Genomic DNA, 17,352 nt, shown 5'->3' with positions numbered 1-17,352 from the left:
GTTGTCTCCGCTTTTAAAGCAGCGGCTGCTTCGAGATGTATAAGGTGCCCTTCTGGCTGCCGCAGAACTTGAAGTCATCACCCATTCCGCACAACGGAGCAGAAGAAGCGATATACAACCGTGATTTGGCGTCGAAGTGAATGCTTTTCAACTGGTGCTGCTTGGGCAAAGTAATATGCTGACCAGTTGAGCTTTCGATGCCGATAGATTCGAGATAGTACGCGTTGGGGTTGGAAGCAACCGGGGTCCGCGAATATTCAATCCGGTATTCGGTACCCGAGGCAACAGTAAGACGATTGAGAGCCACCCGGAGCCTGGTGCTGTAGCTGCTTCTGTCCACATAATCACGCCAGGTCAGACCCTGATCAAGGCTAAAATGAGAAGCGTCCGTTGCGTAATTTACCCCTGATTGGTATCCCAGCAGTGAAGGCATGGCCAGTAAGGTGTCCTGCTTCTGGAACAGGCCCGCCAGAAAAGAGGGCCTATCGTAATTCCCAGTCAACCAGGTTTTGCCCCGATCCTTGGTGAGGTAGACTTTATTACGGAGGGTAATCGTCAGCGTCCCATCGATATCTCCCGTCACAGCTTCAATAGCGTAGTCTTCGGGGGCCCGCAGGATGTACCAGTCCTTGGTTTCGGAGGGCAGAAAGTCGGGCTGGGGGTCTTGTTGGTCTTTTTGGCAGGCTGCCAGGGATAAGCTCAGGAAGGTGGCGAATAGCAAACGTTTCATAGCGGGATAATTGAGAGGTAGGAAGGGGCTAAGTTAGGCGGAAGCGCCCGTAAGAAACAAGGCATTGATTCCTAAAATCCGGCGCCACTCTGCTTGTGCCCATTTACCGCCGCACCACGAAGCCCACGAAATACTCGCGGTCGGCTTGGCGGGAAAGGGCGAACTGGCGGCCGATGTCGAACTGGATGTTTTTGCCCACCGCGAAAGTGGGGCCTACGTTGATGGCCTGCTGCCAGCTGCGGGAGCGGAAATCGTGCTGGGCCACCAACTCCACAAAGCCCGTAAGCCAGGGCCGGAAGGCGTGGTCGAGGTTGATGGAGGGGGCCGTTTGCAGGTAGTGCTGGCTTTCGTCGCGGTCGAAGTTGAGGCGTAGGGGCAGCTGAGCGCTCAGGTTCCAGCGGTCGGTCAGCGCGTAGGTGGCGGGCAGCAGCAGGCCGTACTCGTAGCCGCCAGCGCCCTGCCGGCCGCCGGTGGGCAGACGTACAAACCCAATCAGGGCCACGGCCAGCGGACTTTCGGTGGAGTCGTTGCCGCGCAGGTTACGCTTGAGGCGCACGGTAATGTCGCCGAAGCCCTGGTTGCGGGTGCCCGGCTCGGCGGCGGTGGCAAAGGTTCGGTCCCATTCGTAGGCATCCAGAAACAGCTGCACATCGGTGCGGTTGTCGAGGCCCATTTTCAGCACGAAGGCGTTGGCCCGAAAGGTGTGCTGCTTGGGCTGGCGGCCGGGGTGGCTGCTGATGAGGTTGGCCAGCGCGGTTTCAAACTGGAAGTGCCCGGCATCGACGGTAAACGGACTTTCGGTAACGCCGGGCCGGTCGGGCGCCAGGTCGCGCAGCAGCTCCCGCGGCACCGGCCGGAATAGCGAGTACCGACTCTTAACGGCCGTCAGCGAATCGGTAGGGGCCTTCTGGGCGGCGGCCAGCAGCGGCAGCAGCAGGCTGGCCGCGAGTAGAGTAGGGGAGAGCAGGAAGCGCATGGGCAGCAGTACGGGGCGTGGGTAGTGACCTCCATACGGTACAAATGTTCTGGCAGCCAGCCGCGCAGGCCGTTACCTGCCTTTCAACCACTCCACCAGCCCGTTCCAGTACTCGGGCGCCGGCTGGGGCCACTGCCACTGCCCATCGGCGCCGGTACGGCCGGGGCGTCGGAAATCGGCCGTTAGGCCCGCTACTATCTGCACCTGCGTACCCCGGCGGTAGCCCAGGGCCGGGCGCAGCCGCTTGGCACTTGCCGCCGCCTGCACCGTGGTATCGAGCCCGGCGTAGTAGGCCAGCACCGGAATACGCTGCTGATTGAAGACCTGATATGCGGCCGCCTCGGCGCGGGTAGCGGCGGCCACGGCTTCCAGCACGGCAAAATTGGGCCGGGGCTGCTGCCCGGCAGCGGCGGCTACGCGCCGCGCCGTCGCGCCCCGGCCCCAGTAGCCTACCCGCCCCGAATCGACGGCTGCCTGCCGCCGCAGGGCGGCCAGCGCCGCTACCGGCAGCGTGGCAGCCGAGTCGGTGGCGGAAGCGGCCGGGAGCAGCAGGGCCACCACGCCGCGACGGGCCAGGTGCGTGGCCCGCCGGGCGGCCGCCGGCGCATCGGTGGCCGAGGCCAGCAGCACCAGGGCCGGGTGGTGGGGCAGCGTATCGTCGGGCAGCAGCAGGCGCAGGCGTTGGGTGGGTTGGCCGGATACGGTTACCGTCAGGGTGGTGTCGCGGAAGCCGGGAGCGGGCACTTCGCCGCGCCGCACCCACACAAAATCGGCCCGCACGCTGTCGCCCCAGCCCAGCACGCCGCGCAGAAAGTCGCCCTCGCGCACGGCCTGCACCACAATGCCGTCGGACTGGCCGGGGGCTTCTTCGAGCCGGAGCTGCGGCGCCTTGTAGCTGGCCGTAGCCGCCTCAAACTCCAGCCCCGGCACCTGCGGAAAGCTGAGCGTCGCCGTCAGCTGGCCGGGCCGAACCTCGCGCAGGTCGAGGGCCGTGCGCAGCTCGCTGCCCTGGTAGCTGATGGCGCCTTCGTAGTGGCCGGTGGGCGGGGCCGCGTTGGGCACCTCGCCCGCGCCCGAGTTGCCCGAGCAGGCGCTCAGCAACGGAGCCAGCAACGGAGCCAGCAGCGAAACCAGGCCGGTAAAGCGAAGAAAGGGAAGACGTTGCAACGGCACAGTGTGATGGGGCGGGCAAAGGTAGCGGACCGGCGCGTAACAGAACAACGTCACCCAAAGCTCCTACAAGCCCTTGCGCAGAATCAAATCGGTCTGCGCTTCGGTACCGAGTTGGAAAAGGTGCTGCCCGATAGGCCGGAAGCCAAACCGCTGGTAGAATTCGCGGGCGCGGGCGTTGTGCTCCCACACGCCCAGCACCACGGCCCGGCACTGCTGCTGGCGGGCCTCCTCGATGGCGCGGCGCATGAGGGCCGCGCCCAGGCCGGTGCCAATCCAGTCTTCGGCCACGTACAGCCGCTCGATTTCCAGCCGTTCTTCGGGCACCTTGTCGGCCGCCCGCCCGAGCCCGGAGTGCAGCCGCAACTTGGCGTAGCCCACCAGCTCCTGCTGCATGCGCGCCTCCAGAAACACCACGTCGGGGTCCTGCAATTCGGCCAGCTGCAGTTCGGGACCGAAGGTAGCCTCGGTGTAGGCCGCCAGGTTTTCGGGCGTGTTCTGGGCAGTGTAAGCTTCGTAGAACAGCCGCCGGCCCAGTTCGGCGAGCTGGGCCGCGGCGGCCGGCGTGCGTTTGGCAACAGAAATACGCAGGGGGTGACTCATGTTTTTAATAGGCTCTTAGCTGAGAGCTGTTCGCTTTCAGCCTCCGTTCAGTCGGTTATTATCTACGCTACTTTCGCCTGCTTTCCGTTCACTCAGCTAACAGCTAACAGCTAACAGCTAACAGCTAACAGCTAACAGCTCAAAACTTAATCTATCGTGTCGTTGCCGCGGGTTTCGCGCCAGCCGTAGCGCAGCATCATCACGGCGGCCACCAGCATCATCAGGCGCAGCACCAGAGCCGATGCCACGACGCCCCCACTGCCCAGGCGCTGGTACTCTTCGTACATAATCCAGAGCTGCATGCTCACGCCCAGCGTCAGCAGAATGCCGGCCGTCAGGAACAGCCAGGCAATCAGGCGGCGGGTAGCGGGGGTAGGAGGCCAGGCCATAGCGAGCGGGGTTGAGCGTAATGGGGTATCGGCCGGCCACTGGGCCACCCGACGGCCGCAACGGGCCGGCTACAAAAAGAAGCATTTTTTTGCGCCCGGGCAACGCCGCGTCGCACTTCGGGGCCGAAGCCAGTTGGATTTCGGTTTTCGCGGTGTATTTTTGCCCTTACCAAACTCCCTAAGCGAGAGTAGCTCAGTTGGTAGAGCATCAGCTTCCCAAGCTGAGGGTCGCGAGTTCGAACCTCGTTTCTCGCTCATTGTTAATCAGCCACTTAGCCGCAAGGTTAGGTGGCTGATTTGGTTTTGGGGCATACCGGAAGGTATACAATCTGCTCCTCACCCATCCAGCCGCCGCTGCAGTTCCGCCAGCAGCAGGCCCACGTGGTAGCCGTCGGCCAGGCCGTGGTGCACGTTGACGGACACGGGTAGCAGCTGCCGCGGCCCATCGGGGCGCAGGCGGCCGACCGATATTTTGGGGATGCTGTCGGCGGGGCGGGCGAAGCTACGCGCGTGGGTGAGGCCGGTGAACGAGAGCCAGGGCAGGGCCGAGAAGTGAATCACGTCGGGGCGGCCCGTTTCAGGGCCCAGGCGCAGGCCGGTGCTTTGGCGCACCGCCTCCGTTTCGGCGGCCAGGCCGCGGCCGAATTCGTGCAGATCGGGGCTGTAGGGGATGAAGCTGAAGGCGAAGGTATGGTCGGGGCGCGAGAGAATGGCCGACACGTTGATCTGGTCGTAGCAGTCCACCTCGTTGTGCTCGTTGATGCGGTAGCGCAGGTTTTCCACCGTTTGTACCGCCGCCAGCGTGGCGTGCAGGTACAGCTGGAAGAACGACACGCCCAGCTCGCGGGCCCGGGCATGGGCGCGGGTGGCGTCCACGTCGGCCACGAGGCCAAAAAACGGCTCGTCGAATTGCGAGAAAAAGGCAAAATGCTCCCGCCGGTTCCAACCAGCCTGCTCGATGCGGTGTTTCATGGAGTATTGAGTGGTTGGTATTGAGTAGTTAGATTCTGAAAAACGGGTTTCATAAGCTAATGAAAGGAGGACGCAAAGGTACCTTTGCGCCCCGCGTTGCTACCGGCCGGTACTTTCGTTGTTTTCAGTCTAATTGCTCAATACTAACTACTCAATACTCACCTCCATGCCCGCGCCCCGCCTTATTGCCTTCGACGCCGACGATACGCTCTGGCCCAACCAGCCCCACTTCGACGCGGCCGAGGCCCGCCTCTACGAGCTGCTGGGCCACTACGGCACCCCGCAGCAGTTCAGCGACCAGTTTTTTGCCGTGCAGCGCCAGAACCTGCCGCTGTTCGGCTACGGCGCCAAGCCCTTCATGCTCTCGATGATTGAAACTGTGCTCCAGCTCACCGACGGGCAGATTACGGGCCAGGAAATCCAGCACATCCTCGACCTGGGCAAGCGCCTGCTCGACTATCCCATCGAGTTGCTGCCCGATGTGGCCGACACGCTGGCCGCCGTGAAGGCCCAGGGCCCGCCGCTGATGCTGCTCACCAAGGGCGACCTATTCGACCAGGAAAGCAAGCTGGCCCGCTCCGGCCTCGGCGACCTGTTCGACCACGTAGAAATCGTGAGCGAGAAAAACGAAAGCAGCTACCAGCGCATCCTCCACCGCCACAACGTGCGCCCCGAGGAGTTCGTGATGGTGGGCAACTCGCTGAAGTCCGACGTGCTGCCAGTGGCCCGGCTGGGCGGCCACGCGGCCTACGTGCCCTACCACACCACCTGGATACTGGAACGCGTATCGGAAGCCGAGCAGGCCGGCGCGGCGTTCCGCCAGATGCAGTCGGTGGCCGAAGTGCCGGCCTGGCTGCGGGGGCTGGCGGGGTAGGCTAGCGTACCAGCGCCCGCCGCAGCAGGTAGCGCGTTTGCGAGTCCGAATTATAGGTGGTTTTGCCGTCGTACTGCGGCCGGTTGGGGTCGCTGAAAGTCAGCGAGGTTTCTACCTTCTGCGTGGTCCCTGTCAGCCGCTCGCTCGTGCGGATTTCCAGCAGCTCCCAACCCTCGGCCGACAGCGCGTTGAGTGCGTTGAGCAGCAGCACCTCCGCGGCTCCCGGGCGCATCTCCCTGGCTAGGCTCCGAAAATCGGGTTCCAGCACCGTGCGGCCCTCCCAAGCCGGTGCGAAAAATATCCGCGCATCGTTGTCGAGGCGCACCAGCTGGTACTCGTAGCGCACCCCGTTGGCCGGCGCGACGGTGGTAACGGTGGTTGTGGGCGGCGGGCTGGCGGCCGGCAGCTCGGCCAGCAGCGCGGGTTGGGCTTTTTGGGCCGAGGCGGCGCCGGAAGTCAGCAGGGTCAGCAGGAGCAGGGTAGATTTCAGCATAATTCGAAAAGGCTTCAAAACGCGGAATATGTCGCGTTTCGAAGCCTTTTCGAATTATGTGCCAGAAAGCAGTTATGCAGTCTCTGTTCCCTCCGGAGAGATATAGTAACCGGGGCAATTGTTAATACAATTCCAAAACCCCTATGTCATCTGAAGTCAGTAATGCGGTAATTTCTTCCAGATGCTTCGTCAATAGCTGCGCGATAAAGGAGGTTGCCTGATTGCCGGTCCGCAGCAACACTACTTTCGGCGGGTGGCCGTGCACGGCTGCCAATCGGTAGAAATCCTCATCATTGGTAACGATGAGCGCTGCATTTGCTCTCGTCCACGCCCAGATTTCTTCGTCGGATGCTGGTGCCGACAGGCCACAGCGGCTGACGTGTACGACCTCCGCCGGTACATCTGCCAACTGCCGGACCAGCCGATACGATAGGTTGGCATCAAGCAGCCACTTCATGCCGCCACCTGCCGGGTGCGCCGCTCGATATCAGCCGCGAAAGCCAGCGCCGCCCGGATATGCGCCTGGGTCAACTCCGGAAAGTCTTCCTCGATTTCCGCAAAGCTCATTCCGGAGGCCAGCCAGGATAAAATATCCTGCACGGCAATGCGGGTGCCTACGATGCACGGCTTGCCAAACCGGATGGCAGGATTGAATTGGACGAGCGGCTGCTTGGGTTCCATACCTGAAGATACGACTTAATCCCGCTTGGTTTTCAGCACCTGCTTGAGGGCGGCCAGCTCGTCGCGGAGCTTGGCGGCAGTGAGGAAGTCGAGGTCTTTGGCGGCCGCTTCCATCTGCTTTTCAGTTTGCTTGATGAGCTTTTCCAAGTCCACTTTGCTCATCGTCGATACCACTGGCTCGGCGGCAATGGCCAGCGTTACATCGGCATCGGCCCCCGAGTAGTCGGTGTTTTCCTGGATGCGGTAGTCCGAAAGGGAGGTCTGGCCCATGATGGCCTCGCGGCTCTTGCGCACCGTGCGGGGCGTGATGCCGTGCTCCTGGTTGTAGGCCAGCTGGGTGGCGCGGCGGCGGTTGGTTTCGTCGATGGCGCGCTGCATCGAGCCGGTCATACGGTCGGCGTACATAATTACCTTGCCCCGGTCGTTGCGGGCGGCCCGGCCCATGGTCTGGATCAGGCTGCGCTGGTCGCGCAGGAAACCTTCCTTGTCGGCGTCGAGGATGGCCACCAAACTTACTTCGGGCAAATCGAGGCCCTCGCGGAGCAGGTTGACGCCGATGAGCACGTCGATTTCGCCCAGCCGCAGCTGGCGCAGGATCTCCACCCGGTCGAGCGTTTTCACGTCGGAGTGCACGTACTGCGACTTGATGCCCAGGCGCTCCATGTACTTCTGCAGCTCCTCGGCCATGCGCTTGGTGAGCGTGGTCACCAGCACCCGGTCGCCCATCTTCACGCGGTTGTCCACTTCGTCGAGCAAATCGTCAATCTGGTTGGTGCTGGGGCGCAGGTCGATTTCGGGGTCGAGCAGGCCGGTGGGCCGGATAATCTGCTCCACGATGATGCCGTTGGCCTGGGTCAGCTCGTAGTCGGCGGGGGTGGCACTCACGAACACGGCCTGGCGGTACATGCTCTCGAACTCGTTGAACGTGAGCGGGCGGTTATCAAACGCCGAGGGCAGGCGGAAACCGTACTCTATAAGCGCCGTTTTGCGGCTCCGGTCGCCGCCCCACATGGCCCGGATTTGCGGCATCGTGGCGTGACTTTCGTCCACCACCAGCAGGTAGTCGTCGGGGAAGTAGTCGAGCAGGCAGAACGGGCGGGTGCCGGGCTTGCGGCCGTCGAAATAGCGCGAGTAGTTCTCAATGCCCGAGCAGTAGCCCAGCTCCCGAATCATCTCCAAATCGAACTCCGTGCGCTCCATAATGCGCTTGGCCTCCGAATCGCGGCCCTCCTTCTCGAAGTAGGCGTGCTGCTGCACCAAATCGTGCTGGATTTCGCTGATGGCCTGGTTGAGCGTGTCCTTGCCGGTTACAAACAGCTGGGCCGGGTACAGCGTCACCGATTTCTCGTCGGCCAGTTTCTTGCCGCTGGTCGGGTCGATGCGGTGGATGGCCTCGATTTCGTCGCCGAAGAAAAACAGCCGGTAAGCATAGTCAGCATAAGCCGGAAATACGTCCACCGTGTCGCCCTTCACCCGGAACGTGCCGCGGGTAAACTCCATTTCGGTGCGCGAATACAGAATCTGCACGAACTGGTAGAGCAGATTATTGCGCGAGTACCGCAGCCCGGGGGCCATGAAAATCACGTTTTTGCTGAACTCCTCGGGGTTGCCGATGCCGTAAATGCACGACACCGAGGCAATGACAATCACGTCGCGCCGGCCCGAGAGCAGCGTAGAAGTGGTGTGCAGCCGCAGCTTCTCAATTTCCTGGTTGATGGCCAGGTCTTTCTCGATAAACACGTCGGAGGAGGCGATGTAGGCCTCGGGCTGGTAGTAGTCGTAGTAGCTGATGTAGTACTCGACGGCGTTGTTGGGGAAAAACTGCTTGAACTCGCCGTAGAGCTGGGCGGCCAGGGTTTTGTTGTGGCAGAGCACCAGGGCCGGCTTGCCGGTTTCGGCAATCACGTTGGCCATCGTGAAGGTTTTGCCCGTGCCGGTGGCCCCGAGCAGCACCTGGGCCGGCTCGCCGTTGTTTACGCCCTCCACAAGCTGCTTGATGGCTTGGGGCTGGTCGCCGGTGGGCTGGAATTCCGAGGTAAGCTGGTAGTTCATACGGGCAAGTTAGGTAGCCTCTGATAACTGCAATTCGGGCCCGTTGGTTCGGGACGGTTCGGGCTTTGTGCTGGTAGCGTTTCCCGCAGAGGTGCGCAGAGGTTTACGCAGAGGGCGCAGAGCCGTTCAGAGAAACAGGAAGCCCGCTCTCCAGCCAAGGAAAGCGGGCTGCACGAATGGCAACTCACCATCTCGCTATTTCACCACCTCACCGTGGGTCGCGCCAGATGAGGATGGGGTTGGTGGCCGTAGTGCTGAAGTCGGTGCAGGCGCCGTCGCCCTTACCGGTCGGGCCGCCCGAGGCGGCACATACCACTTTGCCGCAGTTGTCGAACAGGTAGTTGTAGGCGTCGGGTGTTCCGCCGGTTACCAGGTACATTACCTGGCCTTTGTAAGTGTACTGGGTTACTTCGGCGGCGGGGGTTTGCTTGGGTTTTTTCTTGAGCTCTTCGATGAGCGAGAGCGAAAAATTGCCCCCGCAGCTGCCCGACGTCGGCAACACATCTTCGTCGGTAACCGAGCAGCCCGCGGTGCTCAGCGCCAGCCCGATTATTGTCAGCAGAAGGGTAAAACGGGTTTTCATTGTATTCATGGAGAGGTAGGAAAGGAGAAGCGAACCGGAAGAAGGCGAGTTGATTTCTCCGGCTTCACCTGCAATTTTCCCTATTGTACGGCCGGCATCACTTTGGTGCTGCCGAACTCGACGGTGGCTTCTACGCCCAGGCTGTAGGGGCGGGTTTGGCGGGCGGCGCGCTGGCTGGGGTTGGCGTTGAGCGGGGTGATGAACACCTCGGCGCTGGGTCCCACGGTCACGTTCCAGGTTGAAAGCACCGGCTGGTAGCGCACGCCGCCCCCCACGCGGCCCGAGGCAAACAGCGTGCGGTAGGGCGACTCGGACGAGCGGATGTCGTAGCTGCGGGTGGCATCGGGCGAGCCTTCCAGCTCCGAGCGGCTGTTAATCAGCAGGCTGACCACGGCGCCGGCCTTGGCGTAGAGCGACAGACCGGACTTGCCGGAGCCATAGGTGAGAGTTACGGGCACGGCCGCCGTGCGGTAGCGGTACGAGGTAGGCCGGGCCGGGGCCGCGCCGCTGGCGCTGCTGACGCCGAAGCTGACGTTGCTATTGCGCTGGGCGAAAAGGTCGGGGGCTTCGCTGCCCACTTGCTTGCCATCGAGGAAACCAAACGAGGTGGCCGAGGACGCCCGGCTTTCGGCCCATTCGGCGCCGGTAGTCAGCGTCCAGTGGGGGCTGAGCTGGTAAGCGGCCGTGAGGGCCACGCGCTGGCTGGGGCCCGAGCGCAGGTTGCGGCGGTACTCGCGCTCGGCGTCTTCCTGGTAGTAGCTGCGCAGCGCGTCGGTTACGGGGTCCGATTTGGTGCGGCCATCGGCCCGCGAGAAGTTGATGTTGGGGTTGAACACGCTCAGGGCGTAGCTGCCGCCCACGCGCAGGCGCTTCCAGAGCTTGCCGGGGGCTTTGTGTGTGGGCTCGGGCGTGAAGGCAGCCTTCAGGGCCGGGGCGGCCGCTGCCTCGGCGGGCAGCGCGAGCCGGCGCTGGCCGGGGCGGCCCAGGCCCAGCTCGTCGCGCAGGTTCAGGTCGTCAAACGAAACGGCCAGGTTACCCGGCTGGCTCCAGGTGGCCGCGTGGCGGTTGCCGCCCAACAGGGCCAGCGAGCCGGAACCGGAGTACGTACCCGCAAAATCTGCCGCCGAGGCTAGCCCGGTCGCCACGGGCTCGTAGCCAGCAGCCGACTGGCTGGCCCCGCGCGGCATCCGGCCCGAAGCGTAGCCCGACTCGTAAGCGCCTGCCGATTGCGCGGCGGCTTCGTTGGCGGCCAGCGTGGCAGCCAGTCCGGCGAGGTGGTCGTAGCGGTCAGCGCCGGCCTGGGGCAGCGCTAGGCCCAGCGACGAGGCCGCCGATTCGGCCGTGGCCGCCAGCTGAGGCGCACCCGGCCGGGCCGACTGCGCTAAGTAGGCCCAGCTGGCCGCGCCCAGCGCCAGCACCAGGCAGGCGGCGGCGGCCCAGCGATACATGGCCGCCCGCTGGCGGTATATGGCGTTCTGGCGCACCATATCGGTGTGCTGTTGCGCCACCAGCTCGTTGTCGAGCTGGTCCCAGAAGTTGGCCCGCGGGCGCACCTCGGCCTCGGCCAGCTTCTGCCGGAAAAGGTGCTCCAGGTCGCCGGTGGGGCGTGACGAGGGCTGGTGGTTGTCAGATGGAGGGTTAGCGGAAGCCATGGGGGCGTTGCGCGTCGAGGCGCTCTATTTTGTTTTTCAGAATGGCCCGGGCCCGCGAGTACTGCGACTTGCTGGTGCCCTCGGAAATACCCAGCAGCTCGCCGATTTCCTTGTGCCCGTAGCCTTCAATGGCGAACAGGTTGAACACCATCTGGTAGCGCGGGGCCAGCTCCTGCACCAAACCCAGCAGCTCTTCGAAGTTGTAGTTGGACAGCGTGAACTCCTCGCCGGCCAAATCCTGGGGGTAGTCGCCGCCGTCGCTCACGGCTATCAGCGGGGCGTTGCGGCGGTGCTGGCGCAGGGCGGCATTCACCATGATGCGGCGAATCCAGAACTCCAGCGGGCACTCGCGGCGGAAGCTGGCCAGGTTCTTAAACACCGTCAGAAAGCCTTCCTGCAGCACATCTTCGGCCTCGAAAGTGGTTTGGGCGTAGCGCAGGCACACGGCCATCATGCGGCTGGCAAACCGCTCGTACAGGTATTTCTGCATGAGCCGGCTACCGGCCAGGCAGCCGTCAAGCAGCTCCATGTCGGAAAGCTGCGCGGGGGGCGTGAGCGTGCGGCTGGCCGTGGAGGCCGACGAAGCGGCCGACTCGGTCGTGGCGTGGGCGCCGGGCAGCAGGCTCCGCAGGCCGCCCATCCCGCTCAGGGCGGCGGAAAGGGCGCTCATTAGGCGTTCCGGCCAAAGCGGAGGCCGGTACCGGGGTAAAAGGATGGCTGCATACGCTGTTAAATCGTCGGGGAGAAACAGGGTCCGGCTAAAGGCCGGCTAAGTGCTGACAAGAGGACGCGCGGGCCGCCGGAGGTTGCATGCGCCGCCAGGTTTTTCCGAACCTGCAAGATAAATCTTTCGTCTTCATGGCTTTCGGATGGCGGCGGGAAACTATAAACCTTCGCCGCTTTTCAATGTATATACATTGATTTGGCTGTCGGCTCACCGCGAGTCGCCCGCTTTTGCCCTCACCTCCTCAACCCCCAACTGCCCATGAAAACCCTGATTCTGTTCTACTCCACTTATGGCCACGTGTACAAGCTGGCCGAGGCCGTGGCCGAAGGCGCCCGCGAGGTGGAGGGCAACAAAGTGGTAATCAAGCGCGTGCCCGAAACCCTGTCGAAGGAAATTCTGGACAAAACCGGCGCCACCGAGGCCCAGAAGGCCTTCGAGCACATTCCGGTGGCCAAGCCCCAGGAGCTGGAGCAGTACGACGCCATCATCATCGGCACGCCCACGCGCTACGGCAACGTCTGCGGCCAGATTCAGGCCTTCCTCGACGGCACCGGCGCCCTGTGGGCCGCCAGCAAGCTGGTGGGCAAAGTGGGGGGCGCCTTCGTGAGCACCGCCACCCAGCACGGCGGCCAGGAAACCACGCTGCGGGCGCTGCACACCGAGCTGTTGCACCTGGGCATGGTGATTGTGGGCCTGCCCTACGCCTGGCAGGGCCAGATGGGTTTCCACGAAGTAACCGGCGGCACGCCCTACGGCGCCAGCACCGTAGCCGGCGGCCAGGGCGAGCGGCAGCCCAGCGCCAACGAGCTGGAAGGCGCCCGCTACCAGGGCCGCTTCGCCGCTGAAATAGCCAGCAAGCTGGCCTCGTAAAAAGCTACAAGCTACAAGCTACAAGCTACAAGCCACAAGCGGTAAGCTGATTGTCAGGATGAATGACGGTCAACTTGCAGCTTGTGGCTTGCAGCTTGTGGCTTGCAGCTTGTAGCTTGCGGCTTGCAGCTATATCACAGCTGATTATACGCCTTGATGAGGGCGTTGAACGACTCGCGGTAGGTGTCGCCGATGGGCAGCAGGCGGCCCGCTACCTGCACCTTGCCGCGCTCCACGTGCTCGATGCGGCTCAAGGCCACCAGAAACGACTTGTGGATGCGGGCGAATCGCTCGGGCGGCAGCACCTCCTCCAGCCGCCGAAACGACTGCAACGTGAGCACCTTGCCGGTGGTGGTGTAGAGCATCAGGTACTCCTTCATGCCTTCGATGTAGAGCAAATCATCAAAGGCCACGCGCTGCAGCCGGTGCTCGTTTTTCACGAACATGGCATCATCGGGGGTAGCGGCGGGCGCGGCTTCGGGGGCGGCGGGTGCGGGTGGGGCCGCCGGGGTGGGGGCGGCCGTCAGCTGCTGGCGCACCTTCTGGACGGCTTGCACGAACCGCTCGAAGGCAATGGGTTTGAGCAGATAGTCGGCCGCGCTGAGCTCGTAGCTGCGCACCGCGTACTGGTCGTAGGCGGTGGTGAAGACGATGCGCGGGCCGGGCTGGGGCAGCAGCTGGGCCAGCTGCACGCCCGTCAGGCGCGGCATATGGATGTCGAGAAACACCACGTCCACGGGGTTGTCCTGCAGAAACGCCAGGCCTGCCAGTGGGTCGTCGAACTGGCCCTTCAGTTCCAGGCCCGGCACCTGGGCGCAGTAATCGGCCAGCAAATCCAGCGCCAGCGGCTCGTCATCCAGAATTACGCAAGTCATAGGGGTGATTTGGTGGTTTGGTGATTTGGCGAATGGATGGGGTGGATAGGCGAATATACTGTCATCCTGAGCTTGCGAAGGACCTATACAGAAGCTGACATCAAACGTTAGCGTTCTGTACAGATCCTTCGCAAGCTCAGGGTGACAGGGCGGCAGCATTAAACCGCTAAATCACCGTTACGACAGCAGCACCAGGGTAACCCGGTGCTGCTCGGCGGTGGTTTGCACGTCGAGGGTATAGCGGTTGGGGTAGAGCAGTGCCAGACGGCGGCGCAGGTTGGCCAGGCCCACGCCACCGGGCTGCTTGGGCAGGGGCCGCTCGGCATCGGCGGGGGCTACGTGGTTGAGCACCGAGAAGCGCAACTGGCCGTCGGGGGCCAGGTGCAGGGCGATGTGCACCGACACCGGCCGGGCCGCGAGGTCGCCGTGCTTGAAGGCGTTTTCGACCAGCGGCAACAGCAGCAGCGGCGCAATCGGGTGGGCGCATTCAGTGTCGGAACCTTCCACTTCCAGCACAATGGCCTCCTGGGCCGAGGCGGGCAGGCGCAGGCGCTGCAAATCGAGGAAGCTGCGCAGATGGGCCAGCTCGCGGCTCAGCGGCACGGTGTCGGTGCTGCTTTCGTAGAGCAGGTAGCGCATGATTTCGGCCAGCCGCAGCACCGCCTCGGGCGCCTTGTCCGACTTGCGGCTCGTGAGCGAGTAGATGTTGTTGAGCGTGTTGAACAGGAAGTGCGGGTTGATCTGGGTTTTGAGCATGGCCAGCTCCGTAAGCAGCTGCTGGCGCTCCAGCTCGCGGCGGTTGCGCTGGCCCAGAATGTAGTCGTGGGTGATGCGCAGGCCCGAGGCGCCGGCAATGATGAAGCCGCTGATAATCCCGGTGGCCACCAGCTGCATGATGGCTTCGGGATACGCGCGCTTTTCCGGCTTGCCCGCTTTGATGGTGACGGTAGCGGGCTTCCTTCGTTGCTCTGCCTCTTTGTAACCATCGTACACACCCTCGCTGAAACCCTTTGCTGGCTCTGCTTTGCTGGTGTCGCTAGCGGGCTTGCCCGCGCCGGCGGAGCGGGGCGGCACCTTATGCACGACTACGTCGAAGTTTTTGGGGAGCAGTTGCGGCACCACCCAGCCCATCAGGCCAATATAGGGCAACGCCAGCAGGGCGGCCAGCGGCACGAACAGCACTACCCGGGCCCGGCCCAGCGTGGTAGGCACCAGCCAGCGCCAGGTCAGGTAAAATAGGGTGGCGGCGGCCAGGTCTTCAAGCAGCAGGCCCGCCAGCCGCGGTGCCAGCGGCTGCCACTCGGCCACCGTAAGCGGGAAGCGGGGCAGCTTGCCTAGCAGGTTGCTGATCTTCAAACCATCGAGCAGTAGCAGCCACAGCCACAGCACGATATGCACCCAGCGCGGCACCCGGGTTGTTTCGGCCTTGGCCGACCACTCGGTAGGCTGCAGCCAGCCGCGCAGCCGCGCCTGCCAGCTGCGCCAGAGTGGCGGCCGGCGCGAGACGGAGGCGGTAGAAACGGGGGGCGGCAGAACTTCCATCCCCGAAAATAGCGCAATAGCCGTTCGGCGGCAACGCATCTTCAATCAACCCCGCCAGCCGCGGCCCCAACGCCGCCGCCCGGCGCATCAACTGCGGGAAGTGGGGGTTAGTGGTAGTTTTTGGGGGTGAAGGAGGAAAAAAACGGGTTTCGGGGTCGAAAGTGCAGGTTGGTTGAATTCATCGGGAAAGATATAGGACTACGGCTAGGTTTGCCGCAGTTCTCTTCGCTTCGCCCCGCTCAGTCCCTGCACTATGTCTGCCTCTACCGCCCCGTTGCTCGAAACCCACGACCTGAACTTCGGCTTCGGCAAACGCCCCATTCTGCACACGCTGAACCTGCGGGTGGAGCCGGGCAGCATCTACGGGTTTCTGGGGCCGAACGGGGCCGGCAAAAGCACCACCATGCGGCTGCTGCTGGGGCTGCTGCGGCCCGCCAGCGGCACAGTGCAGCTGTTCGGGCACGACTTGGCCCGGCACCGGGTGGCGCTGCTGGGCCGGGTGGGCGCGCTCATCGAAAGCCCCTCGCTCTACGACCACCTCACGGGCCGCGAAAACGTGGAGGCCATCCGCCGATTGCGGGGTGTGCCGGCCCACCGCACGGCCGAAGTGCTGGCCCTGGTGGGCCTCACGGCCGACGCCCACCGGCCAGCCCGCGAGTACTCGCTGGGTATGCGCCAGCGTCTCGGCCTGGCCCTGGCTTTGCTGCCCGACCCCGACCTGCTGCTACTCGACGAGCCCACCAACGGCCTCGACCCCACGGGCATCATCGAGATGCGCGCCCTGCTGCGGCGCCTGGGCCACGAGCACGGCAAAACCATCGTCGTCAGCAGTCACCTCATCAGCGAAATCGAGAAAACGGTAACCCACGTGGGCGTGCTGCAGGCGGGCCGGCTGGTGTTCCAGGGCAGCCTGCCCGACTTGCAGCGCCTGCAAACCGGCCGCGCCCAGCTGGTGCTCGAAACCGAAAACGCCGCCGCCTGCCGCCTGCTGCTGCCTGAGCTGCTGGCCGGCGCCACGGTGGCTACGCCCGGCACGTTGCGCCTGCCCTGGCTGAGCCGCGCCCACGCCGCCGAGCTGGCCGCCGGGCTGGTAGCGGCCGGCCAGCCGCTGTACGAGCTGCGCCAGGAGCAGCCCAACCTCGAAGACACCTTCCTCCACCTCACTGAAGCGGTGGTTTAGTGATTTGACGGTTTGGTGATTTGACAAACAACATTCATCTCCACCAAACCACCTCACCAAATCACCAAACCACCTCACCAAACCACCCATGGAATACGCCCTGCCCGTTGCCCCCGGCCCGCTTACCCAGTTTGGCCGCGCTTTGGCCGCCGATACGCTGAAACTGCGCCGCACCGCCGCACTGTGGCTGGCGCTGGGCGGCGGGGCGCTGCCGGTGCTGCTGAACCTGCTCATTTTCTACTTCAAAGGGCAATTCATTGTGAAGGCCGGCGACAACCCGTGGCCGCAGTACATCGGCATGAGCTGGCAAACGGCCTCGGTGCTGCTGCTGCCCATGTTTCTGGTGCTGCTGAGCGGGCTGGTGGTGAACCTGGAGAACCGCGGCGGCTGGCGGCAGCTGCTGGCGCAGCCGTTAAGCCGGGGCTCCGTGTTCAGCAGCAAGCTGCTGCTGCTGCTGGGGTTGAACGCGGTGGCCCAGGTGATGTATGTGGGCCTGCTGCTGGCGGCTGGGGTGCTACTGGGTTGGCTGAAACCTGATTTGGGCTTTCAAAGCCACAGCATCAGCCTGCCGCCGGTGTTGCGGCTGCTGGGGCACACCTACGTGGCGACGCTCGGCGTTCTGGGGATTCAATACGCGCTGGCGCTGGCGTTCCGGGGCTTCGTGGGGCCGCTGGCGGTGGGCATAGCCGGCATTGTGTCGGCCCTGACGCTGCTGCGCTGGGAGCACATCGACCTGGTGCCCTACGCCGCCCCCACCCGCGTACTGGGCCTGCTGAAAGGCGACGCGCAGCTACACGTAGCCGCGGCGCTTTCGCCGGCCGAATGGTACTCGCTGGGCTGGTTTGCGCTGGCGGTGCTGGTGGGCTACGCGCTGCTGCTGCGCCGCCCGGTTACCGACTGACATTTATCCGTGGTAGCCCAACCGTTAAACATAAGTTCAGAAGCAACTTTGCATTCCTTTTTCCCTCTATTGGCGCCTAACC

At 63.7% G+C, this 17,352-nt stretch carries 19 protein-coding genes and 1 tRNA gene; 5 read left to right on the top strand and 15 right to left on the bottom strand.

Features of this window, described 5'->3' with window-relative positions; all coding sequences use genetic code 11:
- Positions 1 to 13: 13 nt before the first annotated feature.
- The 5 genes from H145_RS0101000 to H145_RS0100980 all read right to left on the bottom strand — a co-directional run bounded on the left by H145_RS0101000 (position 14) and on the right by H145_RS0100980 (position 3,868).
- Positions 14 to 730 carry a hypothetical protein gene (locus H145_RS0101000; protein WP_019946267.1) on the bottom strand — a complete coding sequence of 239 codons (717 nt, stop codon included), beginning with the start codon at positions 728 to 730 and terminating at the stop codon, positions 14 to 16.
- A 103-nt stretch (positions 731 to 833) separates the two neighbouring features.
- On the bottom strand, positions 834 to 1,706 hold the full coding sequence (locus H145_RS0100995) for a transporter (protein ID WP_019946266.1): 873 nt from the start codon (positions 1,704 to 1,706) through the stop codon (positions 834 to 836).
- Positions 1,707 to 1,778: 72 nt separating this feature from the next.
- Entirely contained in the window at positions 1,779 to 2,873 is a 1,095-nt protein-coding gene (locus H145_RS0100990; RefSeq protein WP_157540925.1) for a hypothetical protein, read from the bottom strand.
- Between the two features lie 69 nt (positions 2,874 to 2,942).
- Entirely contained in the window at positions 2,943 to 3,479 is a 537-nt protein-coding gene (locus H145_RS0100985) for a GNAT family N-acetyltransferase (protein WP_019946264.1), read from the bottom strand.
- 146 nt (positions 3,480 to 3,625) lie between these two features.
- A complete protein-coding gene (locus tag H145_RS0100980) occupies positions 3,626 to 3,868 on the bottom strand; it encodes a hypothetical protein (RefSeq protein ID WP_019946263.1) in 243 nt (80 codons plus the stop codon).
- Positions 3,869 to 4,050: 182 nt separating this feature from the next.
- Between H145_RS0100980 and H145_RS0100975 the strand changes: the two genes are divergently transcribed.
- Positions 4,051 to 4,123, top strand: a tRNA-Gly gene (locus H145_RS0100975).
- 81 nt (positions 4,124 to 4,204) lie between these two features.
- On the opposite strand, the gene H145_RS0100970 is transcribed toward H145_RS0100975, so the two are convergent.
- On the bottom strand, positions 4,205 to 4,840 hold the full coding sequence (locus tag H145_RS0100970) for a CatA-like O-acetyltransferase (protein ID WP_019946262.1): 636 nt from the start codon (positions 4,838 to 4,840) through the stop codon (positions 4,205 to 4,207).
- A 166-nt stretch (positions 4,841 to 5,006) separates the two neighbouring features.
- Between H145_RS0100970 and H145_RS0100965 the strand changes: the two genes are divergently transcribed.
- Positions 5,007 to 5,714 carry an HAD family hydrolase gene (locus H145_RS0100965; RefSeq protein ID WP_019946261.1) on the top strand — a complete coding sequence of 236 codons (708 nt, stop codon included), beginning with the start codon at positions 5,007 to 5,009 and terminating at the stop codon, positions 5,712 to 5,714.
- 1 nt (position 5,715) lies between these two features.
- Here H145_RS0100965 and H145_RS0100960 read toward each other — a convergent pair whose 3' ends face one another.
- The 7 genes from H145_RS0100960 to H145_RS19375 form a co-directional block, all read right to left on the bottom strand.
- A complete protein-coding gene (locus tag H145_RS0100960; RefSeq protein ID WP_019946260.1) occupies positions 5,716 to 6,207 on the bottom strand; it encodes a hypothetical protein in 492 nt (163 codons plus the stop codon).
- Between the two features lie 121 nt (positions 6,208 to 6,328).
- A complete protein-coding gene (locus H145_RS0100955) occupies positions 6,329 to 6,664 on the bottom strand; it encodes a DUF5615 family PIN-like protein (protein WP_019946259.1) in 336 nt (111 codons plus the stop codon).
- Positions 6,661 to 6,888, bottom strand: coding sequence for a DUF433 domain-containing protein (locus H145_RS0100950; protein ID WP_019946258.1), 228 nt, complete (start codon positions 6,886 to 6,888; stop codon positions 6,661 to 6,663). The genes H145_RS0100955 and H145_RS0100950 overlap by 4 nt, the downstream gene beginning before the upstream one ends.
- A 15-nt stretch (positions 6,889 to 6,903) precedes the next feature.
- Positions 6,904 to 8,940: an excinuclease ABC subunit UvrB gene (gene uvrB, locus H145_RS0100945; RefSeq protein ID WP_019946257.1), complete on the bottom strand. Its 2,037-nt coding sequence runs from the start codon at positions 8,938 to 8,940 to the stop codon at positions 6,904 to 6,906.
- Positions 8,941 to 9,148: 208 nt separating this feature from the next.
- The gene (locus H145_RS0100940) at positions 9,149 to 9,523 is read right to left on the bottom strand and encodes a DUF6970 domain-containing protein (protein WP_019946256.1); all 375 of its coding nucleotides are present in this window, start codon (positions 9,521 to 9,523) and stop codon (positions 9,149 to 9,151) included.
- 80 nt (positions 9,524 to 9,603) lie between these two features.
- Positions 9,604 to 11,175, bottom strand: a complete 1,572-nt coding sequence (locus H145_RS0100935) for a hypothetical protein (protein WP_019946255.1) — start codon at positions 11,173 to 11,175, stop codon at positions 9,604 to 9,606.
- Positions 11,162 to 11,845, bottom strand: coding sequence for an RNA polymerase sigma factor (locus H145_RS19375; protein WP_019946254.1), 684 nt, complete (start codon positions 11,843 to 11,845; stop codon positions 11,162 to 11,164). Before H145_RS19375 ends, H145_RS0100935 begins: the two co-directional genes overlap by 14 nt.
- 315 nt (positions 11,846 to 12,160) lie before the next feature.
- Here H145_RS19375 and wrbA point away from each other — a divergent pair, with 315 nt between their 5' ends.
- Positions 12,161 to 12,772, top strand: coding sequence for an NAD(P)H:quinone oxidoreductase (gene wrbA, locus H145_RS0100925; RefSeq protein ID WP_019946253.1), 612 nt, complete (start codon positions 12,161 to 12,163; stop codon positions 12,770 to 12,772).
- 134 nt (positions 12,773 to 12,906) lie between these two features.
- On the opposite strand, the gene H145_RS0100920 is transcribed toward wrbA, so the two are convergent.
- Positions 12,907 to 13,647: a LytR/AlgR family response regulator transcription factor gene (locus tag H145_RS0100920; protein WP_019946252.1), complete on the bottom strand. Its 741-nt coding sequence runs from the start codon at positions 13,645 to 13,647 to the stop codon at positions 12,907 to 12,909.
- 177 nt (positions 13,648 to 13,824) lie between these two features.
- The gene (locus tag H145_RS22325; protein WP_019946251.1) at positions 13,825 to 15,189 is read right to left on the bottom strand and encodes a sensor histidine kinase; all 1,365 of its coding nucleotides are present in this window, start codon (positions 15,187 to 15,189) and stop codon (positions 13,825 to 13,827) included.
- 253 nt (positions 15,190 to 15,442) lie between these two features.
- Here H145_RS22325 and H145_RS0100910 point away from each other — a divergent pair, with 253 nt between their 5' ends.
- On the top strand, positions 15,443 to 16,369 hold the full coding sequence (locus H145_RS0100910; RefSeq protein WP_033425707.1) for an ABC transporter ATP-binding protein: 927 nt from the start codon (positions 15,443 to 15,445) through the stop codon (positions 16,367 to 16,369).
- A gap of 88 nt (positions 16,370 to 16,457) precedes the next feature.
- Positions 16,458 to 17,270, top strand: a complete 813-nt coding sequence (locus tag H145_RS0100905) for an ABC transporter permease (protein ID WP_019946249.1) — start codon at positions 16,458 to 16,460, stop codon at positions 17,268 to 17,270.
- Positions 17,271 to 17,352: the final 82 nt, after the last annotated feature.

Origin of the sequence: Hymenobacter aerophilus DSM 13606 (assembly GCF_000382225.1) — a bacterium.
Lineage (GTDB): Bacteria > Bacteroidota > Bacteroidia > Cytophagales > Hymenobacteraceae > Hymenobacter > Hymenobacter aerophilus.
The sequence above is the reverse complement of the archived record's forward strand: the minus strand, read 5'-3'. Positions and strand labels throughout refer to the sequence as shown.